Source organism: Streptomyces polyasparticus (assembly GCF_014493765.1).
Taxonomy (GTDB): domain Bacteria; phylum Actinomycetota; class Actinomycetes; order Streptomycetales; family Streptomycetaceae; genus Streptomyces; species Streptomyces polyasparticus.
The window spans coordinates 451,482-473,135 of the sequence record NZ_JACTVJ010000011.1 but is presented as its reverse complement, the minus strand read 5'-3'; the positions used below and the strand labels follow the sequence as shown (position 1 = coordinate 473,135).

23 protein-coding genes are annotated in these 21,654 nt (G+C 70.0%); 4 read left to right on the top strand and 19 right to left on the bottom strand.

What is annotated here, in order from left to right; genetic code table 11:
- Both H9Y04_RS24280 and pyrR read right to left on the bottom strand, forming a co-directional pair.
- Nucleotides 1-987 (bottom strand): aspartate carbamoyltransferase catalytic subunit, encoded by a 987-nt coding sequence (locus H9Y04_RS24280; protein ID WP_187816104.1) that lies wholly within the window; start codon nt 985-987, stop codon nt 1-3.
- Between the two features lie 103 nt (nt 988-1,090).
- Nucleotides 1,091-1,669, bottom strand: coding sequence for a bifunctional pyr operon transcriptional regulator/uracil phosphoribosyltransferase PyrR (pyrR, locus tag H9Y04_RS24275; protein ID WP_187816103.1), 579 nt, complete (start codon nt 1,667-1,669; stop codon nt 1,091-1,093).
- Nucleotides 1,670-1,897: 228 nt separating this feature from the next.
- Here pyrR and bldD point away from each other — a divergent pair, with 228 nt between their 5' ends.
- Both bldD and H9Y04_RS24265 read left to right on the top strand, forming a co-directional pair.
- A complete protein-coding gene (bldD, locus tag H9Y04_RS24270; protein WP_093608484.1) occupies nt 1,898-2,398 on the top strand; it encodes a transcriptional regulator BldD in 501 nt (166 codons plus the stop codon).
- A 169-nt stretch (nt 2,399-2,567) separates the two neighbouring features.
- Nucleotides 2,568-2,897 (top strand): cyclic-phosphate processing receiver domain-containing protein, encoded by a 330-nt coding sequence (locus H9Y04_RS24265; protein WP_236071266.1) that lies wholly within the window; start codon nt 2,568-2,570, stop codon nt 2,895-2,897.
- Nucleotides 2,898-3,051: 154 nt separating this feature from the next.
- On the opposite strand, the gene nusB is transcribed toward H9Y04_RS24265, so the two are convergent.
- The 15 genes from nusB to H9Y04_RS24190 form a co-directional block, all read right to left on the bottom strand.
- A complete protein-coding gene (gene nusB / locus H9Y04_RS24260; protein ID WP_187816102.1) occupies nt 3,052-3,486 on the bottom strand; it encodes a transcription antitermination factor NusB in 435 nt (144 codons plus the stop codon).
- Between the two features lie 2 nt (nt 3,487-3,488).
- Entirely contained in the window at nt 3,489-4,055 is a 567-nt protein-coding gene (gene efp / locus H9Y04_RS24255; RefSeq protein ID WP_187816101.1) for an elongation factor P, read from the bottom strand.
- A gap of 47 nt (nt 4,056-4,102) precedes the next feature.
- The gene (locus H9Y04_RS24250) at nt 4,103-5,209 is read right to left on the bottom strand and encodes an aminopeptidase P family protein (RefSeq protein ID WP_187816100.1); all 1,107 of its coding nucleotides are present in this window, start codon (nt 5,207-5,209) and stop codon (nt 4,103-4,105) included.
- Nucleotides 5,210-5,489: 280 nt separating this feature from the next.
- Entirely contained in the window at nt 5,490-6,425 is a 936-nt protein-coding gene (locus H9Y04_RS24245) for an AAA family ATPase (RefSeq protein ID WP_187816099.1), read from the bottom strand.
- A gap of 163 nt (nt 6,426-6,588) precedes the next feature.
- On the bottom strand, nt 6,589-7,683 hold the full coding sequence (aroB, locus tag H9Y04_RS24240; RefSeq protein ID WP_187816098.1) for a 3-dehydroquinate synthase: 1,095 nt from the start codon (nt 7,681-7,683) through the stop codon (nt 6,589-6,591).
- The gene (locus H9Y04_RS24235; RefSeq protein WP_187816097.1) at nt 7,680-8,201 is read right to left on the bottom strand and encodes a shikimate kinase; all 522 of its coding nucleotides are present in this window, start codon (nt 8,199-8,201) and stop codon (nt 7,680-7,682) included. The genes aroB and H9Y04_RS24235 overlap by 4 nt, the downstream gene beginning before the upstream one ends.
- Entirely contained in the window at nt 8,198-9,382 is a 1,185-nt protein-coding gene (gene aroC / locus H9Y04_RS24230; protein WP_187816096.1) for a chorismate synthase, read from the bottom strand. Before aroC ends, H9Y04_RS24235 begins: the two co-directional genes overlap by 4 nt.
- 142 nt (nt 9,383-9,524) lie before the next feature.
- On the bottom strand, nt 9,525-9,884 hold the full coding sequence (locus tag H9Y04_RS24225; RefSeq protein ID WP_187816095.1) for a hypothetical protein: 360 nt from the start codon (nt 9,882-9,884) through the stop codon (nt 9,525-9,527).
- 40 nt (nt 9,885-9,924) lie between these two features.
- Nucleotides 9,925-10,746 (bottom strand): shikimate dehydrogenase, encoded by an 822-nt coding sequence (locus H9Y04_RS24220; protein ID WP_187816094.1) that lies wholly within the window; start codon nt 10,744-10,746, stop codon nt 9,925-9,927.
- Nucleotides 10,747-10,844: 98 nt separating this feature from the next.
- A complete protein-coding gene (locus tag H9Y04_RS24215; RefSeq protein ID WP_187816093.1) occupies nt 10,845-11,267 on the bottom strand; it encodes a hypothetical protein in 423 nt (140 codons plus the stop codon).
- Nucleotides 11,268-11,419: 152 nt separating this feature from the next.
- Entirely contained in the window at nt 11,420-13,135 is a 1,716-nt protein-coding gene (gene mltG, locus H9Y04_RS24210; protein WP_187816092.1) for an endolytic transglycosylase MltG, read from the bottom strand.
- Nucleotides 13,136-13,257: 122 nt separating this feature from the next.
- Nucleotides 13,258-13,731: a Holliday junction resolvase RuvX gene (gene ruvX, locus H9Y04_RS24205; RefSeq protein WP_187816091.1), complete on the bottom strand. Its 474-nt coding sequence runs from the start codon at nt 13,729-13,731 to the stop codon at nt 13,258-13,260.
- On the bottom strand, nt 13,731-16,400 hold the full coding sequence (gene alaS / locus H9Y04_RS24200) for an alanine--tRNA ligase (RefSeq protein ID WP_187816090.1): 2,670 nt from the start codon (nt 16,398-16,400) through the stop codon (nt 13,731-13,733). The genes ruvX and alaS overlap by 1 nt, the downstream gene beginning before the upstream one ends.
- Entirely contained in the window at nt 16,400-16,774 is a 375-nt protein-coding gene (locus H9Y04_RS24195) for a DUF6167 family protein (RefSeq protein ID WP_187816089.1), read from the bottom strand. Before H9Y04_RS24195 ends, alaS begins: the two co-directional genes overlap by 1 nt.
- Before the next feature lie 7 nt (nt 16,775-16,781).
- Nucleotides 16,782-17,249 carry a DUF948 domain-containing protein gene (locus H9Y04_RS24190; protein WP_187816088.1) on the bottom strand — a complete coding sequence of 156 codons (468 nt, stop codon included), beginning with the start codon at nt 17,247-17,249 and terminating at the stop codon, nt 16,782-16,784.
- A 202-nt stretch (nt 17,250-17,451) separates the two neighbouring features.
- Between H9Y04_RS24190 and H9Y04_RS24185 the strand changes: the two genes are divergently transcribed.
- Nucleotides 17,452-19,620 carry an ATP-binding protein gene (locus H9Y04_RS24185; protein ID WP_187816087.1) on the top strand — a complete coding sequence of 723 codons (2,169 nt, stop codon included), beginning with the start codon at nt 17,452-17,454 and terminating at the stop codon, nt 19,618-19,620.
- Nucleotides 19,621-19,640: 20 nt separating this feature from the next.
- Here H9Y04_RS24185 and rpsD read toward each other — a convergent pair whose 3' ends face one another.
- Nucleotides 19,641-20,255 (bottom strand): 30S ribosomal protein S4, encoded by a 615-nt coding sequence (gene rpsD / locus H9Y04_RS24180; RefSeq protein ID WP_187816086.1) that lies wholly within the window; start codon nt 20,253-20,255, stop codon nt 19,641-19,643.
- 224 nt (nt 20,256-20,479) lie between these two features.
- Here rpsD and H9Y04_RS24175 point away from each other — a divergent pair, with 224 nt between their 5' ends.
- Complete coding sequence (locus H9Y04_RS24175) at nt 20,480-21,169, top strand: DUF2470 domain-containing protein (RefSeq protein ID WP_187816182.1); 690 nt, start codon at nt 20,480-20,482, stop codon at nt 21,167-21,169.
- Here the strand turns inward: H9Y04_RS24175 and H9Y04_RS24170 are convergent.
- Complete coding sequence (locus H9Y04_RS24170; protein ID WP_187816085.1) at nt 21,150-21,614, bottom strand: Lrp/AsnC family transcriptional regulator; 465 nt, start codon at nt 21,612-21,614, stop codon at nt 21,150-21,152. The genes H9Y04_RS24175 and H9Y04_RS24170 overlap by 20 nt on opposite strands.
- Nucleotides 21,615-21,654 lie beyond the last annotated feature (40 nt).

Genomic DNA, 21,654 nt, shown 5'->3' with positions numbered 1-21,654 from the left:
TTACTTGCTCTCCGAATCGGTGGGGCGGGCATGGGTGACGGCGGGCTCATTGCCGCCGAGAAGCAGATAGAGGACAGCCATGCGCGTGTGGACGCCGTTGGCGACCTGCTCGATGACCGTGCAGCGCGGGGAGTCCGCGACCTCGGCGGTGATCTCCATGCCGCGCACCATCGGGCCGGGGTGCATCACGATCGCGTGCTCCGGCATCTTGGCCATGCGGTCGCCGTCCAGGCCGTAGCGGCGGCTGTACTCGCGCTCGGTGGGAAAGAACGCGGCGTTCATGCGCTCGCGCTGGACGCGCAGCATCATCACGGCGTCGCTCTTCGGCAGCGTGCTGTCCAGGTCGTACGAGACGTCGCAGGGCCAGTCGTCCATGCCGACCGGCAGCAGCGTGGGCGGCGCGACCAGCGTGACCTGGGCGCCGAGGGTGTGCAGCAGGTCGACGTTCGAGCGGGCGACCCGGCTGTGCAGGATGTCGCCGACGACCGTGATGCGCTTGCCGGACAGGTCCTGGCCGATCCCGGCGTCGGGACCGAGCAGCCGGCGGCGCATGGTGAAGGCGTCGAGCAGCGCCTGCGTGGGGTGCTGGTGGGTGCCGTCGCCGGCGTTGATGACGGGTGCGTCGATCCAGCCGGAGTTCGCCAGGCGGTACGGGGCACCCGAGGCGCCGTGCCGGATGACGACGGCGTCGACGCCCATCGCCTCCAGGGTCTGGGCGGTGTCCTTGAGGGACTCGCCCTTGGAGACCGAGGACCCCTTGGCCGCGAAGTTGATGACATCCGCCGAGAGCCGCTTCTCGGCGGCCTCGAAAGAGATCCTGGTCCGGGTCGAGTCCTCGAAGAACAGGTTGCAGATCGTCCGTCCGCGCAGCGCGGGCAGCTTCTTGATCGGCCGGTCCGCGACGCGGGCCATCTCCTCGGCGGTGTCGAGGATCAGGACGGCTTCGTCGCGCGTGAGGTCGGCGGCCGAGATGAGGTGACGCATCATCTGGAAGGCTCCGTAAGGCAGTTCAGGAGTTTCCGGGTCTCCCCGGATTCACGGGCATGCGGGCGTGCGTGAGCACACGGGGTCCTTGCGGACCACGGGAGTGCTAGCGCTCGCCTGCCGGGGAGGTCTGCTTCTCGCCGAGCAGTACGGCGTCGCGGCCGTCCTCCTCGTCGAGCTGGACCTTGACCGTCTCCCGCAGCGACGTCGGGAGGTTCTTGCCGACATAGTCGGCGCGGATCGGCAGCTCGCGGTGGCCGCGGTCGACCAGAACGGCGAGCTGCACGGCGCGCGGCCGGCCGATGTCGTTCAGGGCGTCGAGGGCGGCGCGGATGGTGCGGCCGGAGAAGAGGACGTCGTCCACGAGGACGACCAGGCGGCCGTCGAGGCCGTCGGAGGGGATCTCGGTGCGCGCGAGGGCCCGCGGCGGGTGCATCCGCAGGTCGTCGCGGTACATGGTGATGTCGAGGGAGCCGACCGGGATCTTGCGTCCGGTGATTTCTTCGAGCTTGGCGGCCAGGCGCCGGGCGAGGAACACGCCGCGGGTCGGAATGCCGAGGAGCACCACGTCGTCGGCGCCCTTGGCGCGTTCGACGATCTCGTGGGCGATGCGGGTCAGTACCCGCGCGATGTCCGGGCCTTCGAGAACGGGCCGGGCAGCGTCGGAATGCGCGCTTGAGTCCATGAAAAGGACCTCCTTCTCCGCCTCACGGGACGGACCTTAAAGGACGTCGTAATTGCGCCAACCACGGTACCAGCAAATGACAACGGCGCTGATCACACCCCCTTCGAAGGGGCGGTACGGACCTTTCGGCTTGACGCATGGACGTAACGCTGCGTAACCTCACAGTGAGTTACCAGCCATGCGGCAGGCTTGGACCGGCCGCAGATCGAATCGGTGTCCGGGAGCTATATGTCCAGCGAATACGCCAAACAGCTCGGGGCCAAGCTTCGAGCGATCCGCACCCAGCAGGGCCTCTCCCTCCACGGTGTGGAGGAGAAGTCCCAGGGACGCTGGAAGGCGGTCGTGGTCGGGTCGTACGAGCGCGGCGACCGTGCCGTGACGGTGCAGCGCCTGGCCGAGCTGGCCGATTTCTACGGGGTGCCGGTGCAGGAGCTCCTCCCGGGCACGACGCCCGGTGGCGCCGCCGAGCCGCCGCCGAAGCTGGTCCTTGACCTCGAGCGTCTTGCTCACGTCCCGCAGGAGAAGGCGGGCCCGCTGCAGCGCTATGCGGCGACCATCCAGTCGCAGCGCGGCGACTACAACGGCAAGGTGCTCTCGATCCGTCAGGACGATCTGCGCACCCTCGCCGTGATCTACGACCAGTCGCCCTCGGTCCTCACCGAGCAGCTCATCAGCTGGGGCGTCCTGGACGCCGACGCCCGTCGCGCGGTGGCCCACGAAGAGGCCTGACCGCACTGCAGAAACGTGCCGCCTGGGCGGGACCACCGGTCCCGCCCAGGCGGCTTTTTCATTGGCCTGAACTCTCCGCCGCCGCCGATCCCCCTTGGCCAGAGCTTGGTATGCCAAGGCATCCTTTATCGGCTGGTGCGCATGCCGGTGGCGCTGTGAGGATGTGCGGGTGAACGAAGACCGGGCGCCCCTCGTCCTCGGCATCGACGACCTCCGCCCCCTCCCGCACACCACGCGTCTCGCCCGGACCAGCCGCGAAGGCGTCGAGCTGCTCCTGGAGCACCGCGACAGCTACGTCGACGAGCTCTGGCTCGACCACGACCTGGGCGGCGAGGACAGCATCATGCCGGTGGTCACGCTCCTGGAGGAGGCAGCCTCCCAAGGCCGCCCGTTCCGCATCGGGACGGTGTACGTCCACAGCGCCAACCCGATCGGCGCCGAGACGATGGTCCGCTCACTGAGCCGCTGGAACTACCGGGTACGACGGGCTGCGGCCTGACCGCCCGCCCTCACGCCGACCACCGCCTCGGAGCTGCCAGGCGGCCGGAAGCCGCGAATGCGTCACCGGTGCACCGAGCCCCACCCGTACGGCAAGAGCCCGCAACGCACAACGCGTTGCGGGCTCTTGCCATGCCGGCCGATGCGACGAAAACTTACGCCTCGTCCCGGCGCAGTGACGGCTTGAGGTCCTTCAGGCGGCCCAGGAGGCCGTTGATGAAGGACGGAGACTCGTCCGTGGAGAACTCCTTGGCGAGCTGCACGGCCTCGTCGAGCACGACGGCGTCCGGCGTCCCGTCGACCCAGACCAGCTCGTAGGCACCGAGCCGCAGGATGTTGCGGTCCACGGCGGGCATCCGGTCGAGCGTCCACCCGACGGAGTACTGGGCGATCAGCTCGTCGATCCGCGCAGCGTGCTGCACGTATCCCTCGACGAGCTCCATCGTGTACTCGCTGACCGGCGGCTGGCGCGTGTCCGACCGCGAGAGCCGGATCCAGTCCGCGAGGACCGTCGCCACGTCGGCGCCGCGCTGGTCGGCCTCGAAGAGGATCTGGAAGGCGCGCTTACGAGCCGTATTGCGGGCAGCCACGGTTAGCTGTTCACCCGGCCGAGGTAGCTGCTGTCACGGGTGTCGACCTTGATCTTCTCGCCCGTGGTGATGAACAGCGGGACCTGGATCTGGTGACCGGTCTCCAGCGTCGCCGGCTTGGTGCCACCGGTGGAGCGGTCGCCCTGGACGCCCGGCTCGGTCTCCTGGATGACGAGCTCGACGGCGGCCGGCAGCTCGACGAAGAGCACCGAGCCCTCGTGCTGCGCGACGGTGGCGGTGAAGCCCTCGATCAGGAAGTTGGCGGCGTCGCCGACAGCCTTCTTGTCGACGTGCAGCTGGTCGTAGGTCTCCATGTCCATGAAGACGAAGTACTCGCCGTCCATGTACGAGAACTGCATGTCGCGCTTGTCGATGGTGGCCGTGTCGACCTTCACGCCGGCGTTGAACGTCTTGTCGACGACCTTGCCGGACATCACGTTCTTCAGCTTGGTGCGCACGAAGGCCGGGCCCTTGCCGGGCTTGACGTGCTGGAACTCGACGACGGACCAGAGCTGGCCTCCGTCGAGCTTGAGCACCATGCCGTTCTTGAGGTCGTTCGTGGAAGCCACGGTTGCGGATCTCCTGGACTGGACTGGTGGACCGAGGGCAGGCCGCGCTACAGCGCGAGCAGCTCCTTGGTCGTGATGGTGAGTAGCTCGGGTCCGCCGTCCGCCTCGGGGCGCACGACGAGCGTGTCATCGATCCGGACACCACCCCGTCCCGGGAGGTGTACCCCTGGTTCGACGGTGACCGGCACGCAAGCGTCCAGTTTACCCATGGCCGTGGGGGCCAACTTCGGGTCCTCACCGATTTCGAGCCCGACGCCGTGTCCGGTGGCCGCGGGAAGCTGTTCCGCGTACCCGGCGGAGTCCAGAACCTGCCGGGCCGCATGGTCCACATCCCGGTAGGCGACACCGGGCGCAAGGGCCTCACGACCGGCCCGCTGCGCGGCGAAGACGAGGTCGTACAGCTCGATCTGCCAGTCGGCCGGAGAGGTGCCGATGACGAAGGTACGGCCGATCTCACAGCGGTAGCCGCGGTAGTTGGCGCCGAGCGAGACGGACAGGAAGTCGCCCTCCTCGACCCGGCGGTCCGACGGACGGTGACCGCCGCGCCCAGAGTTCGGCCCGGTTCCCACGGATGTCGCGAAGGCCGGTCCGTCGGCGCCGTGGTCGACCAGCCGGCGTTCGAGTTCGAGGGCCAGGTGCCGCTCGGTGCGGCCGACCAGGATCGATTCGAGCAGCTCACCGAGTGCCTGATCGGTGATCTCCGAGGCGATACGGAGGCAGGAGATCTCCTCCTCGTCCTTGACGAGCCGCAGCTGCTCCACGGCGCAGCTCAAGTCGGCCAGGCGCAGCCGGGGTGCGACCGAGGTGAGCGCCCGATGGCGGGCGACCGTCAGATGGTGCTCCTCCACGGCGAGCGACTCGGCGCCCGCGGCGGCGGCCAGGCCGGCCGCGGCCACCGCCGCGTCGCCGTCCGGCGCACCGAGCACCTGCAGCCGCAGATGTTCGTCCGGCCTGCCCTCGACGGGCTCGCCGGTCGGCACCTGGCTGCAGAGCAGCAGATCCTCGCGGGGGCCGAGCAGCAGCACGGCTCCTCGGGGCGAGGCGCCCGCGAGATAACGGACGTTGGCGGGCCGGGACACCACGGCCGCGGCGCTGCCGCCTGCCGTGCACTGTTCCCTCAGCCGCTCCCTGCGAGCCGCGTACACCTCTGACATGAGCCGAGCGTACGAACGATGGCGCGGCCCCGCCCGGTCAGCGCGTCCGACCGGGCGCCGTCCCCGCAAAGGCCCGCCCACCGACCAGGCACCGCGCCCACGGAGGTCAACGCGTTCGCCCACGTACTCCCCCGCAGGAGTCAGCGCGTACAACCTGACGCCGCACCCCTGAGGCTCACGACGGCGGCAGGCTCGCTGCCGCACTCTGAAGCCCACAATGGCAACGGCCGCACCCCTGAGGCTCACGACGGCGACGGACCCGCCGCCACACCCCGAAAGCTCACCACTGCGGCGGACTGGCTATCGACCGGGCCAGCACCTCGTCGAGCACCCGGGCCGTCGTCGGCACGTCGTAGTGCGAGTTGTCGATGATGGGCAGCCCCGAGCCGTACCAGCCAGCCATCCGGCCGTGGATCCGGGCGACTTCCTCGTCCGTGAGCCGCCGGTTGCCGCTGCGCTGGGCATTGCGCTCCAGGACGATCTCCAGGCCGGGCAGCAGGACCACCGGGAGCAGGCCGGGGCCCACATGGCGCTTCCAGCCGCCGAGGCCCACCACGGGCCGGTCGGGGAAGACCGCGTCGTCGAGGATGCAGGAGATCCCGTTGGCCAGGAAGTTGCGCGCGGCGAAGCCGCAGGTGCGGCGGGCGAGGCGGTACTGCGCCTCCGAGTGGTCGTTCCACCCGGTCTGGGGATCCGCGAACCCCGACCGCACCCATTCCCGTACGTCGTCCAGGCTGATGTGCGCCGTGGGCACCCTGCGGTGCTCGGCCCAGTGCTTGGCGACGGAGGTCTTGCCCGCTCCCGCGGGGCCGATCAGGAGCACGGCCAGCGTGGTCGCCCCGGTGTCGACGGGCGCCTGGCCCTGCGGCGGGCTCGGAACGGCGACGGGGCCGCCGGGCGGCAGCTGCACATGGCCCGTCGTGTCACGCGAAGGCGGCGGCGCGGGCTGCGCGGGCGGGTGCGGGGCCGGAGCGCGCTGCGGGGTCGGCGCGGGCTGAGGCGGGGGACCGTTGTGGAAGTTCGCCGCGGGCGGCGGCGGGCCCGCAGGCCCTGCGGGCCCGCCCGGTCCGGGCGGAGGCACCGCGCCATGCGGCGGGCCGGGCGGGGTCACGGAACCCTGGTACACCGGTCCGGCCCCTGGCGGAACCTGGTGCGTGCCGGCCGGTCCGTGCCCCGGCTGATGGGGCGGCAGCGGGTTGCCCACTGCGTGCTGCATCCGGTGCCACTCCGTCTCGTGCAGGCGACTGGCGCCGGTCGGCGCCTCGTCGGGCGGAACTCGGCGTCGGGTCCCTGCTTCCCAGGTCGTGAGGGAACGGTACCGCCCCCGGCCGTCGTTGTGTGAACGGCCAGGGGCGGGAGGAAGTTCCCAAATGGCTTGTTTACGAAGAAACTTCGCCGTACGCGGCGAGCAGAATCGCCGGGTCGGGGCCTTCGAGCACCGAGGGCTTGCCGAGCCCGTCGAGGACAATGAAACGCAGCAGGTTGCCGCGGGACTTCTTGTCCACCTTCATCGTCTCGAGCAGCTTGGGCCACTGGTCGTAGCGGTAGCTCAGCGGCAGCCCGACGGACTCCAGGACGCTGCGGTGCCGGTCGGCCGTGGCGTCGTCCAGCCGGCCCGCGAGACGGCCGAGTTCGGCCGCGAAGGCCATACCGACGGAGACCGCGGCACCGTGCCGCCACTTGTAGCGCTCGTTCTTCTCGATCGCGTGCGCCAGGGTGTGACCGTAGTTCAGGATCTCGCGCAGACCCGACTCCTTGAGGTCGCTGGAGACGACCTCCGCCTTGACGCGAATCGATCGCTCGATCAGCTCGGCGGTGTGCGGACCCGCGGGCGTACGGGCCGCCTCGGGGTCCTGCTCGATCAGGTCAAGGATCACCGGGTCGGCGATGAAGCCCGCCTTGATGATCTCGGCGAGCCCGGACACGTAGTCGTTGACCGGCAGCGAGTCCAGCGCGGCCAGATCGCAGAGCACACCGGCCGGCGGGTGGAAGGAGCCGACGAGGTTCTTGCCCTCGGCGGTGTTGATCCCGGTCTTGCCGCCGACGGCCGCGTCCACCATGCCGAGCACCGTGGTGGGCACGGCGATCCAGCGCACCCCGCGCAGCCAGGTGGCCGCCACGAATCCGGCGAGGTCGGTGGTCGCGCCGCCGCCCACGCCCACGATCACATCGGTACGCGTGAAGCCGGTCTGGCCCAGGGCCTTCCAGCAGTACGCGGCCACCTCGGCGGTCTTGGCCTCCTCGGCGTTGGGCACCTGGATGGCCACGGCCTCGTAGCCCTGTTCGGCGAGGTCGGCCCGCAGGGCGTCCCCGGTCTCGGCGAGCGCCTCGGGGTGGATGACCGCGACCCGCTGCGCCGTCTTCCCGATCAGACCGCCGAGCTCACCGAGCAGCGAGCGGCCCACGAGCACCTCGTACGGATCGCTCCCGGCCGTACCGCCGACCTGGATCCGGGTCACCTGCTGCTCGGTCATGCCTGCTTCAACTCCAGTGCTTCGAGGACCGCTTCGGCGACCTCTTCGGGGGCCCGGCCGTCGGTGGCGACCACCACGCGGGCGACTTCCTGGTACAACGGGCGGCGCGCTTCCATGAGTTCACGCCACTGCTTGCGCGGATTGATCATGAGCAGCGGGCGTGCCGCGTTCAGACCGGTGCGCTTGACCGCCTCGTCGACGTCCATCGACAGGTAGACGACGGTGTGCTCGGCGAGGAGCTCGCGCGTGCCGTCGTCCAGCACGGCGCCGCCGCCGAGGGCGAGCACCCCTTCGTGGCCGGCGAGCGCCTCGCGTACCGCCGCGCGCTCCAGCTCGCGGAAGCGCGGCTCACCGTCCTCCAGGAAGATGTCCGCGATCTCGCGGCCCTCACCGGCCACGATGTCCGCGTCGGTGTCACGGAAGGTACAGCCGAGCCGCTCCGCAAGCAGCTCGCCGACCGTCGTCTTGCCCACGCCCATCGGTCCGACGAGGACGATGCGCGGACCCTGCGGGCTCATCGGATGTGCAGGTTGTCGAGGTACGACAGCACATTGCGCCGGGTCTCGCCGACGCTGTCGCCGCCGAACTTCTCGGCCACGGCGTCCGCGAGCACCAGAGCGACCATGGCCTCGGCCACGATGCCCGCGGCGGGCACGGCGCACACGTCGGAGCGCTGGTGGTGCGCCTTGGCGGCCTCGCCCGTCGCCACGTCGATGGTGGCGAGCGCGCGCGGCACGGTCGCGATGGGCTTCATCGCGGCCCGTACGCGCAGCAGTTCACCGGTGGTCAGACCACCCTCCGTACCGCCGGAGCGGCCGGACGAACGCTTCACACCGTCCTCGGTCTGCACGATCTCGTCGTGCGCCTTGGAACCGGGCACGCGCGCGAGGTCGAAGCCGTCGCCGACCTCGACGCCCTTGATGGCCTGGATGCCCATGAGCGCGGCGGCGAGCCGCGCGTCGAGGCGCCGGTCCCAGTGCACATGCGAGCCGAGACCGACCGGCACGCCGTACGCGAGCACCTCGACCACACCGCCGAGGGTGTCGCCGTCCTTGTGGGCCTGGTCGATCTCCGCGACCATCTGCTTCGACGCGTCGGCGTCGAGGCAGCGCACCGGGTCGGCGTCGAGCTTCTCGACGTCGGCCGGGGTCGGGTACACGCCGTACGGGGCCTTCGCCGCCGCCAGTTCCACGACATGGCTGACGATCTCGATCCCGGCGGTCTCCTTGAGGTACGACCGGGCGACCGCACCGAGCGCGACACGGGCCGCGGTCTCACGGGCGGAGGCTCGCTCCAGGATCGGCCGGGCCTCGTCGAAGCCGTACTTCTGCATACCGGCGAGGTCGGCGTGACCGGGGCGCGGGCGGGTCAGCGGCGCGTTGCGCGCGAGACCGTCGAGGATCTCGGGGTCGACCGGATCGGCCGACATGACCTGCTCCCACTTGGGCCACTCGGTGTTGCCCACCATGATCGCGACCGGGGAGCCCATCGACAGGCCGTGGCGCACGCCGCCGAGGAAGGTGATCTCGTCCTGCTCGAACTTCATCCGCGCGCCGCGTCCATAGCCGAGCCGTCGCCTCGCCAGGTGGTCCGCCACCATCTCCGTGGTGATCGGGACGCCCGCGGGCAGCCCTTCAAGGGTCGCCACGAGTGCGGGGCCGTGGGACTCGCCCGCGGTCAGCCAACGCAACCTGCTCAACGGTGCTCCTCATGCTCGCGCCTGGTAAAGCGGCGGCGCGACCGGGTGCGCGGCCCTGGCCCGCCTGCCTAGATCCTCCCATGACCGGCACCCTGCACAGGGCGCCGGTCCAGCAGGCGGACGCGCGTACCGATCCGCGGGCTCAGGCGTCGCGCCGCCCGTCGTCCTGCTGCGGGGCGTAGCTGCCGAGGAAGTCGGCGCCGCTGCGCTGCTGCGGCACCACGGGCTGCTGAGGAACCACAGGCTGCTGGGCTCCCGGGGCGTACTGCCCCAGATAGTCGGCGCCGGAGCGCCGGCCGCGCTGAGCCGCCGCTTGGACGGGCACACCCGACCGCAGCGCGCGACGGTGGGCGATCTTGCGCTTGATCTTCATCACCCAGCTCGCGACGAGGGCGAGCAGCACCAGCGCCACAAAGGTGATCTGGATCCAGTCGGGGAGAAACCCGAGCACACCATCGAAAATCCTGCTGCCGACCGAGGCCAGCGTCACGTCCGCAGACATAAAGGTCCCCCCACGGGATCACAACGAGAACGCGGGGATCCTAGCGCTCCACGAGCGCTCGCTCCCCCGCGGCCCTCATCGCGTTCAGCGGAGCAGGCGAACGCCCCGTCATCTGCTCCACCTGCAGCACCGCCTGGTGCACGAGCAGATCGAGACCGCTGACCACCGCACCGCCGAACATCGACCAGCGCGCGGCCAGTTCGGTCGGCCACGGCTCGTACAGGACGTCGAAGAGCGTGCCGGGCCGCTCGGGCACGGACCGCGCCAGATCGTCGGTCGTCCCGGCCGGCGTCGTGGCGATCACCAGCGGCGCCTCGAGTGCCGCCGCCGCGTCACTCCAGGACGCCGTACGCACGTCGACATCGAGGCGCTCGCCCCACTGCTTCATCTCCATGGCCCGCGCCTCGCTGCGCACGTACGCGACGACCTCCCCCGTACAGACACGGGAGAGGGCGGCCAGCGCCGAGGAAGCAGTGGCACCGGCGCCGAGGATCGCCGCCGACTCCACCTGCTCGACGCCGTGTTCGCGCAGCGCCTCGACGATCCCTGGGATGTCCGTGTTGTCGCCGACGCGGCGGCCGTCCTCGGTGAAGACCACCGTGTTCACGGCCTCCACCGACGCGGCCGTCTCGCTGACCTCGTCGAGCAGCGGCAGCACAGCCCGCTTCAGCGGCATGGTCAGCGAAAGCCCGGCCCACTCCTCGCCGAGCCCTTCGACGAACCCGGGCAGCGCCGCCTCATCCACCTCGAACCGCTCGTACGACCAGTCCCGCAGCCCGAGCCGCTCGTAGGCGGCCAGGTGCAGGACGGGCGAGAGCGAGTGGGCGATGGGCGAGCCGAGAACCGCCGACCGGGTACGCATCTGACGCTGTTCTCCTTGCTGGCGCTTCGAGGACTGGGTGCGGCCACCGAACGCCTGGCGCTCCGTGGCGCCTAAATCATGCCGCATCAGCGGCTTGGTCAGGCCTTCGCCGTCCTCGTGGCGCAGTTGATCAGCGAACCGTTGTTCGTCTGGCAGGCCTTGACGGTCACCGAGACGCCCTCGGCGATCGACAGGTTCGCCTCCTTGCGGCTGGTGTCCCCACCGGTCACCCAAAGCTCCTTGTAGCCACCGCTCCAGGAAGCCGAGATGAAGACGCCCCTGCCGTCGACGTCCCGGTCCTGAGCGCTGATGTGCTCGCCGTAGGCAACGAAGCCGGCGATGCCCGCCTCGGTGTTGCCATCGGGCTTGTAGAACCAGAACGTGCAGCTGACGCCGCCCGCGTCACTCGGCTCGGCACCGCACCCGGCGACCCCCGAATCCGCATGCGCAACACCGGCCATCGCGCCGAACAACATGGCGGCCGTCGCACCGACGACACCCAACTTCGCACGTACACGCATGAGTCCACCCCTGGATCAACAGAACTTGACGTGATCATGACATGCATGCGCCGAGCTCTGAACCTCAGGCCGCAGGCCGGTGAACATTCAGTACGGAAAGAGAGCCACCGGGAGGGGCGAGCCGCGATTCGCGGCGGCTCGCCCCTTCCTGATCAGTCGCCCTGCCCCTTGAGGTACTTCTCGCGGTTCTTGTTGTGCTCCTCGTTCGTCACCGCGAACAGCGTGGTGTCCTTGTCGATCGAGACGAAGTAGTACCAGTTGCCCTTCGCCGGGTTCAGCGCCGCATCAAGGGCTTCCTTGCTGATGGTGCTGATCGGGCCGGGCGGCAGGCCCTTGTTCGAGCCGTTCGGGCCGGGCCAGTACGTGTTGTACGGGTCCTCGTAGTTACGCAGGTCGTCGACCTTGCCGGTACCGAGCTTGGACTCGCCCCGTGCGTAGTTGACCGTCGAGTCCATGTCGAGCAGACCGTAGGTCTCGGTGTTGCCCGGCTTGAGGCGGTTGTAGACAACGCGGGCGATCTTCTCGAAGTCCGCCTTGTTGTTGCCTTCCTTCTGGACGATGCTCGCGACGGTGAGGATGTCGGTCGCGTTGTCCAGGCCTAGGCCCTTCGCCTTGGACTCGAGGTTGTAGTCCTCGAACTGCGTCGTGGCGCCCGCCACCATCTTCTTGAGGACGTCCTCGGACTTCATGCCCTCGGACACCGCGTACGTCGCCGGGTGCAGGAAGCCTTCGAGCGGATCCTTGACGTCCTTGTCCGGAGACAGGGCCCACTTGGGCACGCCGAGCTCTTTCCAGTGCTCCTTGGCGTACTTCGCCGTGGTGCCCGGCTCCTGACCGGTGCGCTTGTCGATCTCCTTGTAGATCGTCGTGTTGCGGGCACCGGGAATCACGACGAGGTTGTTGCCGCTCTTGGGGTCGAGCAGCATCGCGACCGCGGCCTCGGCGGACATCTCCTTCTGGAGGATGTACGCGCCGGCCTGAATGCTGAGGCCCTTGGGGTTGTCCGCCTGCGCGGCGGCGAACGCGTCCACGCTCGCGACGACGCCGGCGTCCTTCAGGATCTGGCCGATCTGATTGCCGCCCGCGCCCTTGGGGATCTCCACGGCCACGGTCTCGCCATTGCCGCTGCCGTCGTAGTCCGCGGCCTCACCGAAACGATCTTGGTAGAACTGGTACCCGAAGTACCCGACCCCACCGATACCGCCGGCGAACACCGCCGCCACGACCAGGCACGCGCAGCCGCTGCGGCGCTTCTTGCCGCCCTTGCCGCCGCGGCCTCTTCGGTCTCCGCGGCCACCGCCGCGACCGCGGTCGTCGTCATAGTCGTCGCCGTCGTCACCGCCGCCGGCGAAGAACGCGTGCTCGCCCTGGTCCGGGCCCGGATCCCAGTCGGGCTTCTGCTCGGGCACCGCGCGCCGGCGCCCCGGAGGCTGCGGCGGCGGGAAGGCCTCGGGCGTGCGGTAGTGGTCGGGCTGCTCGCCGCCGTACTGCGCGGGCTGCCCGTAGGGGTCGGGCCCCGCGCCGTAGGAGGGCTGCTGGCCCGTGTCCCAGCCGCCGTTGTAGTCGTGCTGCGGATAGCCGCTCTGCGCACCGCCGCCGTAGGAGGCCTGCTGCCCGGTGTCGTACCCACCGTGCGAACCCCCTCCGTACGAGGGCTGCTGGCCTGTGTCGTACGACTGGTAGCCATGCTGCTGGCCCGTGTCGTACTGCTGGTGTTGCTGCGGCTGCTGCGGGTAGTGCTGCTGCGGCTGGCCGCCGTACGGACTCTGGCCACCGGCGGCCTGCTGTCCTGACCATCCCTGGTCCCCGTACAACGGGTCCTCGGGATGCCACGGTTCGGGGCCTTGGCCCCGGCCATACTCAGTCATCGATCCCCTACATGCCGCGAGGCGGCCGCCGGACGCTGTGCGCCCGGATCCGTTTCCGCCTCTCCTGCACACGCCTGCTTTTCGAACACCGGCGCATCGCGCGGAACGTTACCGTATCGCGATCAGATGACCACTTCGACGCCCTCGCCCGGGGCTTTACCTGACGCCCGTTCGGACTCCAGAGCGTTCTGAAGAATCACCACAGCGGCAGCCTGGTCGATGACAGACCGGCCCTTTTTGGACTTCACGCCCGAGGCGCGCAGTCCCTGACTGGCCGTCACTGTGGTCATCCTCTCGTCGACCAGACGTACGGGAATCGGTGCGATGCCCTTCGCGAGCTCCTGTGCGAAGCGGCGCACCTTGGCCGCGGCCGGACCCTCGCCCCCGTTGAGGGAGCGAGGCAGTCCGACTACCACCTCGATGGGTTCGTATTCCTCGACGAGCTGTCGCAATCTGCGGTGGGCGGCCGGGACATCGCGTCCCGGCACGGTCTCCACCGGAGTGGCGAGGATCCCGTCGGGGTCGCACGAGGCGACCCCGATCCGGGCGTCCCCGACGTCGATCGCCAGCCGGCGACCCCGCCTGAGCAGAGTCATCAGGCGGTCTCGGCCACAAGGCGCTCGACGGCGGCCACGGCCTCGCCGATGGCGGCCGGGTTCTGGCCGCCGCCCTGGGCGACGTCCGGCTTGCCGCCACCGCCGCCGCCGAGAGTCTTGGCCGCGGTACGGACGAGGTCGCCGGCCTTGAGGCCGCGCTCGCGGGCGGCCTCGTTGGTGGCGATCACGGTGAGCGGCTTGCCGTTGACGGTCGTGAAGAGCGCGACGACGGCCGGGCGGTCCGACGGGATGCGGCCGCGGACGTCGAGGACCAGCTTGCGCAGGTCGTCGGCGCCGGTGCCGTCCGGCACCTGACCGGTGACGAGCGCGACGCCCCGTACGTCCTGGGCGCCCTGGGCCAGACCGGCGGCGGCCTGCAGCACCTTCTCCGCGCGGAACTTCTCGATCTCCTTCTCGGCGTCCTTCAACTTGCCGAGCATGGTGGAGATCTTCTCCGGGAGCTCCTCGGGACGGCCCTTGACCAGCTCCTGGATCTGGGCGACGACCGTGTGCTCACGGGCGAGGAAGTTGTACGCGTCGACGCCGACGAGGGCTTCGATACGGCGCACGCCGGAGCCGATCGAGGACTCGCCGAGCAGCTTCACCAGGCCGAGCTGGGCGGTGTTGTGGACGTGCGTACCGCCGCACAGCTCCTTGGAGAAGTCGCCGATGGTCACGACGCGCACGCGCTCGCCGTACTTCTCGCCGAACTCGGCGATGGCGCCCTGCTTCTTGGCCTCGTCGATCGACATGACCTCGGCCTGGACGTCGAGTTCGCGGGCGAGGACCTCGTTGATCTTCTGCTCGACGTCCGTCATCACGGCCGTCGGGACGGCGGACGGGGAACCGAAGTCGAAGCGGAAGCGGCCGGGCTGGTTCTCGGAACCGGCCTGGGCGGCCTGCGGGCCGAGCGCGTCGCGCAGGGCCTGGTGCGTGAGGTGCGTGGCCGAGTGGGCGCGGGCGATCGCGCGGCGGCGGGCGCCGTCGATGATCGCCTGGGCCGGGGCGCCGACCGTGACCTCGCCGACCTGGACGACGCCCTTGTGGACGTAGACGCCGGGCACGGGCTTCTGGCAGTCGCGGACCTCGACGACGGCGCCGGAGTGCAGCCGGATCTTGCCGGTGTCGCCGATCTGGCCACCGCCCTCCGCGTAGAAGGGGGTGCGGTCGAGGACGATCTCGACCTCGTCGCCCTCGACGGCGGCGGGCGAGGGCACTCCGTTGACGAGGATGCCGACGACCTTGGACTCGCCCTCGGTGGAGGTGTAGCCGATGAAGTCGGTGGCGCCGGCCTCGTCCGCGATCTCGCGGTAGCCGGACATGTCGGCGTGGCCGGTCTTCTTGGCCTGCGCGTCCGCCTTGGCGCGGTCGCGCTGCTCCTTCATCAGGCGGCGGAAGCCGTCCTCGTCCACCGAGAGGCCCTGTTCGGCGGCCATCTCGAGGGTGAGGTCGATCGGGAAGCCCCAGGTGTCGTGGAGCAGGAACGCCTTGTCGCCGGCGAGGACCGTGCCGCCCGCGGCCTTGGTCTCGGTGACGGCGGTGTCGAGGATGTTGGTGCCGCCCTTGAGAGCCTTGAGGAAGGCGGCCTCTTCGGCGAGCGCGACCGTCTCGATGCGCTTCCGGTCGGTGATGAGCTCGGGATACTGCTGGCCCATCGTCTCGATGACGACGTTGATCAGGTCCTGGACGACGGGACCGGTGGCACCCATGAGGCGCATGTTGCGGATCGCGCGGCGCATGATGCGGCGCAGGACGTAGCCGCGGCCCTCGTTGCCGGGGGTCACGCCGTCGCCGATGAGCATCGTGGAGGTGCGCATGTGGTCGGCGACCACGCGCAGCGAGACGTCCGTGCCCTTGTCGGCGCCGTAGCGGACGCCGGTCAGCTCGGTGGCCTTGTCCATGACGACGCGCAGGGTGTCGGTCTCGTACATGTTCTGTACGCCCTGCAGGATCATGGCGAGGCGCTCGAGGCCGAGGCCCGTGTCGATGTTCTGCGAGGGCAGGTCGCCGAGGATCTCGAAGTCGTCCTTGCCGGTGCCCGGGCCGCGCTCGTACTGCATGAAGACCAGGTTCCAGATCTCCACGTAGCGCTCGTCGTTGACCGCCGGGCCGCCCTCTTCGCCGAACTCGGGGCCGCGGTCGTAGTTGATCTCGGAGCACGGGCCGCACGGGCCGGGGACGCCCATGGACCAGAAGTTGTCCTTCTTGCCCAGGCGCTGGATGCGCTCCTTCGGCACGCCGACGACCTCGTGCCAGATGCGCTCGGCCTCGTCGTCGTCGAGGTAGACGGTGATCCAGAGCTTCTCCGGCTCCAGGCCGTAGCCGCCGTCCGCCACGGAGCTGGTGAGCAGCTCCCAGGCGTACTTGATGGCGCCTTCCTTGAAGTAGTCGCCGAAGGAGAAGTTGCCGCACATCTGGAAGAACGTGCCGTGACGCGTGGTCTTGCCGACCTCTTCGATATCGGGCGTGCGCACGCACTTCTGCACGCTGGTCACGCGCGGCGCGGGCGGCTTGGTCTCGCCCAGGAAGTAGGGCTTGAACGGCACCATGCCTGCGGGGACGAGGAGCAGCGTCGGGTCGTCTGCGATCAGCGACGCCGACGGCACGACCTTGTGCCCACGCTCCTCGAAGAAGCTCAGCCAGCGGCGGCGGATTTCAGCCGACTCCATCAGTGGTCCTCATTCCGGTTGTACGTGTACGAGCCGTTCTCGTACGTCGAGTTCGGGTTGTTCTGGTGCTGAACGGGCTTGGCGGTGAGCAGCTTGCGGTTCTCGATCGCGGCCACGCGCCGCTGCGCGGGCAGTTCGGCGTCGGGATCGTGCTCGAGGCCGAGCGCCTCGCCGAGTTCGGCTTCGCGCTGGGCCATGCCGTCGCGGACGTCGAGTGCGAAGTCCTTGAGGCGGTGACCCGCGTCGATCGCCTTGTTCGCGGCCTGTGCCGCGAGGCTCTCGGGGGTCAGCTGCTTCAGCTTGCGATTGACCTTGGTGGTGGCCCACACACCGGCGGCTGCGCCCGCGGTGAACCAGAACGTACGGCGGAACATGGCTGCCTCAGTCCCTCGCGTTCCTGTCGTTCCGCTTGCCCCGGCGAGCGGCAGGCACGGCCCGGCCCACGATCACCGTACGCCTGGGCGCCTTTTGCGGCATTCTCTGCGAATCGCCCGTCGCGTCGCCCTTGCGCCCCGCGACGGCCCTGCGCACCCCGTAGCCGAAGGCCGCGACCTTCACCAGGGGGCCGCCGAAGGTGGAGGCGACCGTGGTGGACAGCGCGGAGGCGTTGGAGGTGACCTCCTGGACGTCCGCGGCGATCGCGTCGACCCGGTCGAGCTGGGTCTGCGCGGAGCGCACGGTCGCCGAGGCGTCGGAGAGCAGGGGTACGGCCTGCTCGGTCACGTCCGCCACGAGCTTGGTGGTCGCCTTGAGCGTCTGGGCGAGCCTCGCCAGCGCGACGGCGAGGAACGAGACCAGGATCGCCCAGAAGACGGCCACGAGGATCCCGGCCACCTCTCCACCGGTCACGCTGCACCGCTCTCTGCTGTCGGGGCCTTGGAGCTACGGAGCTCTCAAGTGGGGCTTGCGAGCCTTCTCGGCCATTGAACAAGTAGTCGTCAGACCTTATCGCGCCGCATCCGGCGGACCGTACCGGATTCCCGCTCGCCGCGAGGGGAGTTGCGGCATCCGATTGTACGGACCGCGTATGGCTGAGTACGCTCCGTTCCCCATGCGACGGTCTCAGCGCCTTCTGCCCGGCCCGGCCTCGGGCAATCTCCCTCTGGAACTCGACGCCTTCGTCGGGCGCGCCGCCGAACTGGCCGAGCTCGACGCCCTGATGGGCGCGGCGCGCCTGGTCACCGTCGTCGGCCCGGGCGGTGTCGGGAAGTCCCGTCTCGCGCTGCGGGCGGCCGGGGTGTGCCGCGGTCCTGCCGACGGTGTCTGGCTGGTGGAGCTCGCTTCGGTACGGGAAGCGGACCTGGTGGAGCACGCGCTCGTCGAGACCTTCGGCCTGACCGACCACACCGGGCGCCCGCCGCGGGCCGTCCTCCTGGAGCATCTGGCCGAGCGTGAACTGCTGCTCGTCGTCGACGGGTTCGAGCATCTCGCCGAGACCTGCGGCGCCCTGCTGCGCGAACTGCTCCGCCGCTCCCCCGGGCTCAGGGTGCTCGCCGTGGGCCGCCGCCCCCTCAATGTCGCGGGCGAGCGCGTGCTCAGGCTCGGTCCGCTGCCCCCGCAGGACGCGGCCGCGCTGCTCGTCGCGCGCGCGGCCCTGTGCGGGCCGGCCGCCGACGAAGCGGCGCTCCTCGATGTCTGCCAGCGTCTCGACGGGATCCCGCTGGCGCTGGAGCTGGCCGCGGGCCGGCTGCGCGTCCTGTCGCCGGGGCAGCTGCTCGAACGGCTCGACGACCGCTTCGCCCTCCTGACGGGCGGCAGCAGCGGCGCGCTCCCCCGGCACCGGACCCTGCGGACCACGATCGGCTGGAGCCACGAACTGTGCGGCCCCGACCAGCGTCTGCTCTGGTCGCGCCTGTCCGTGTTCTCCGGCTCGTTCGACCTGGACGCGGCCGAGTACGTGTGCGGCGGCCACGGCCTGCCGGCCGAGGACGTCCTCGACGTACTCGGCGAGCTGCTCGACCAGTCCGTGCTCACCCGCGAGGAGTCCCCGGCCGGTGTGCGCTACCGGATGCTCGACACGGTGCGCGCGTACGGCGGTGAATGGCTGGAGTCGACCGGTGAGGGCGGCCGGATGCGGCGCAGACACCGCGACTGGTACATGGGCCTGGCGACCTGGTGCGAGCTCGACTGGTTCTCGCCGCGGCAGACGGCCGTCGCCACCCGCGTGGAAGGCGAACTGCCCAATCTGCGGGCCGCGTTGGAGTTCTGTCTGACCGAGCCGGAGGAGACCCACCTCGGCCAGTACCTCGCGGGCACGCTCTGGTTCTACTGGGTCGGCTGCGGACGTCTCGCGGAAGGCCGGCACTGGCTGGACCGCAGCGTGGAACTGGACGGCGCCGAGGACTGTCCGGAATCCCGGCTCAAGGCCCTGTGGGTGCTCGGTTACGTCGCGATCCTGCAGGGCGACACCGTGGACGCCCTGGCCGCACTGCAGGAGTGCCGCGACGAGGCCGACCGTACGGACAACCCGCTCGCCGTCGCGTACGCCGTGCATCGCATGGGCTGTCTCGCGCTGATCTCCGACGACATGGAGCGCGCCGAGCAGCTGATCCGCGAGGCGCTGGTGCGCTACCGGAAGCTCGGCGAGCTCAACAGCAATGTCCTGATGGGGCAGGTCGAGCTCGCCATGTCCCTGGTGTTCCAAGGGGACTTGGCGGCCGCCCTGAAGCTGTGCGAGGAGGTCGAGGAGATCTGCCGCGAGCACGGCGAGCGCTGGACCAGGGCGTACGCGCTGTACGTGCTGGCGTATGCGGCCTGGACCCGGGGCGAGTTCACCCGCGCCAGGGAGCTGCTGCGCGAGTGCATCACCATCGACCACACCTTCCACGATCTGGTGGGCCTGGTGCTCGCGATCGAGCTGCTTGCGCTGGTGACGGCCAGCGAGGGCGATCCCGCGGAGGCCGCCGTGCTGCAGGGCGCCGCCGAGCCGGTGTGGGGATCGGTGGGACTGCCGCTGTTCGGCTCGGGCTACTTCAGTTCACCGCGGGCCCTGTGCCAGCAGCAGGCGGGCGAGCTGCTCGGGCGCGCGCGGTACAAGCGGTGCGTCGAGAAGGGCAAGGCGCTGACGCTCGACGAGGCCGTGGCACGTGCGCTGGCCGCGCACCAGGCGCCGGCCCCGTCCACCGCGAGGGTGAGCGTGCCGCGTCCGGGGCGCTCCGACGGCACGCGAAAGCCCGCCGCTCCCCCGCCAAGGGCGGGGAAGCGGCGGGCTGACCGCTGAAGGGTCCTACGCGCGCTTGATCAGCGGGCGTAGTACTCGACGACGAGCTGCTCGTCGCAGATGACCGGGATTTCCTTGCGGTTCGGGTCACGGTCCAGGCGGAAGGCCAGGGCCTTCAGGTTGACCTGGAGGTAACGCGGGGTCTCGCCGTCGGGGGCGAAGCCACCCTCACGCGCGACCTGGAACAGGGTCTTCTCACGCGAGCGCTCGCGGACGGTCACGACGTCGTCGGGACGGACGCGGAACGACGGCTTGTCGACCTTGCCACCGTTGACCTCGATGTGGCCGTGCACGACCATCTGACGGGCCTGGTAGATGGTGCGGGCGATGCCCGAACGCAGGACCAGGGCGTCGAGACGGCGCTCGAGCTCGATGATCAGCGCCTCACCGGTCTTGCCCTGCACCTTGCTGGCGCGCTCGTAGGCACGGACCAGCTGGCGCTCCGAGACGTCGTACTGGGCGCGCAGACGCTGCTTCTCGAGCAGACGGACCTTGTAGTCCGAGGTCTGCTTGCGGCCACGGCCGTGCTCGCCCGGCGGGTACGGACGGGCCTCGAAGTACTTGACGGCCTTCGGCGTCAGCGCAATGCCGAGCGCACGGGACTTCTTGACCTTGGGACGCGACTGGTTAGGCACGTTCTCCAGACCTCCGAAATAGGTTAGGTTAGGCTCACCTTACTTAAGGAGACCGCATGTCTCGCCCAGGGAAAACCACACCCATCACGGACAGCACGAAGAACGCCGATGCAGCACCTGACAGTCCTGTGCACACACAGGATCAGGGCGTCGAAGGCATCGACATGACGGCGGGCCGATCAGATCGTGGTCAGCCGCATCCCAGCGGGCTTGAGATCGCCCGACTGCCGTCAGCAGCCGAACGCACACGAACTCTCGTACAGAGTACATGCTCGGCGGTGGTGCTCGTCCCGGGCGCTGTCCGCGCACCCCAGGACCAGCTGATGCCGCTGACCCGCGAGGTCACGCCCGAAGGCGACGTACACCTGCTGTTCCCGGCGGACGCGCCGCCGGTGCGGGCGGCGACGCACGCGCAGGCCGACGAGCTCTCGGCCGTGCTGGAGCTCACAGATGTCGCCCCGGTCGCCGTCCCCCACCGTATCCGGGGACGGGCCTGGGTGTCGGGGTGGCTGACGCGCGTACCCGGGCAGGCCGAGCCGGGGCGGATGATGCTGCGGCTCGAGGTCGGCGAGATCTCGGTCGACGACCTGTGGGGCTCGGACAAGGTGGAGCCCGAGGCGTTCGCAGAGGCCCTCGCCGATCCGCTCACCGAGCACGAGGCCGAGCTGCTGCAGCATCTGCACACGGCGCACAGCGAACAGGTCGGGCTGCTCGGCTCGCTGCTCGGCGAACGGGCCGGCCTCGCCCGCACCGAGCAGGCCGTGCCGCTGGCGCTCGACCGGTTCGGGCTGCGGATCAGGTTCGCGGGCGAGGGGCAGTGCTTCGACGCGCGCTTCGACTTCCCCGAGCCGGTACGGGACGTCACCGATCTGCGCCGCGCGATGCATCAGCTGTTCACGGCCGCGGCGAGCTGAGGTCCGGGGCGTGCGGGGAGACCGGGCGCTCGAAGAACGTCTCCAGGGCGACCGTGGCCTGCGTCCCGCTGACGCCGTCGATCGCATAGATCCGGCGCAGCACGTCCTGGAGCTGCTCGGTGGTCGCGGTCCTGACCTTCACCAGTACAGAGGCGCTGCCGGCGATGATGTGCGCCTCCAGGATCTCGGGGATCGCGGCGAAGTCCTCGCCCGAATCCCCCATCCATGCGGCCGAGTCGACCATGACGTAGGCGAGCACACCCGCTCCCACCTGCGCGGGATCCACGTCCGCGACGGTGCGCCGGATGACGCCCCGCGCCCGCAGCTTGCGTACCCGCTCGTGCGCCGCGCCCGCGGAGAGGCCCACGGCCTCGCCCAGTGCGGCATAGGACTGCGTGGCGTCCTGCTGCAGCTGCGCCAGCAAGTCCCGGTCGATGTGATCCACAACTCTCCCTTCGGCATCTCCTTGCCGGGACCATAGCTCA

Coding starts and splice junctions, on each gene's coding strand:
- H9Y04_RS24280 (WP_187816104.1), bottom strand. CDS start 987: ATGATGCGTCACCTCATCTCGGCCGCCGACCTCACGCGCGACGAAGCC.
- pyrR (WP_187816103.1), bottom strand. CDS start 1,669: ATGGACTCAAGCGCGCATTCCGACGCTGCCCGGCCCGTTCTCGAAGGC.
- bldD (WP_093608484.1), top strand. CDS start 1,898: ATGTCCAGCGAATACGCCAAACAGCTCGGGGCCAAGCTTCGAGCGATC.
- H9Y04_RS24250 (WP_187816100.1), bottom strand. CDS start 5,209: ATGTCAGAGGTGTACGCGGCTCGCAGGGAGCGGCTGAGGGAACAGTGC.
- H9Y04_RS24245 (WP_187816099.1), bottom strand. CDS start 6,425: ATGCAGCACGCAGTGGGCAACCCGCTGCCGCCCCATCAGCCGGGGCAC.
- aroB (WP_187816098.1), bottom strand. CDS start 7,683: ATGACCGAGCAGCAGGTGACCCGGATCCAGGTCGGCGGTACGGCCGGG.
- H9Y04_RS24235 (WP_187816097.1), bottom strand. CDS start 8,201: ATGAGCCCGCAGGGTCCGCGCATCGTCCTCGTCGGACCGATGGGCGTG.
- H9Y04_RS24225 (WP_187816095.1), bottom strand. CDS start 9,884: ATGTCTGCGGACGTGACGCTGGCCTCGGTCGGCAGCAGGATTTTCGAT.
- H9Y04_RS24220 (WP_187816094.1), bottom strand. CDS start 10,746: ATGCGTACCCGGTCGGCGGTTCTCGGCTCGCCCATCGCCCACTCGCTC.
- H9Y04_RS24215 (WP_187816093.1), bottom strand. CDS start 11,267: ATGCGTGTACGTGCGAAGTTGGGTGTCGTCGGTGCGACGGCCGCCATG.
- mltG (WP_187816092.1), bottom strand. CDS start 13,135: ATGACTGAGTATGGCCGGGGCCAAGGCCCCGAACCGTGGCATCCCGAG.
- ruvX (WP_187816091.1), bottom strand. CDS start 13,731: ATGACTCTGCTCAGGCGGGGTCGCCGGCTGGCGATCGACGTCGGGGAC.
- alaS (WP_187816090.1), bottom strand. CDS start 16,400: ATGGAGTCGGCTGAAATCCGCCGCCGCTGGCTGAGCTTCTTCGAGGAG.
- H9Y04_RS24195 (WP_187816089.1), bottom strand. CDS start 16,774: ATGTTCCGCCGTACGTTCTGGTTCACCGCGGGCGCAGCCGCCGGTGTG.
- H9Y04_RS24185 (WP_187816087.1), top strand. CDS start 17,452: ATGCGACGGTCTCAGCGCCTTCTGCCCGGCCCGGCCTCGGGCAATCTC.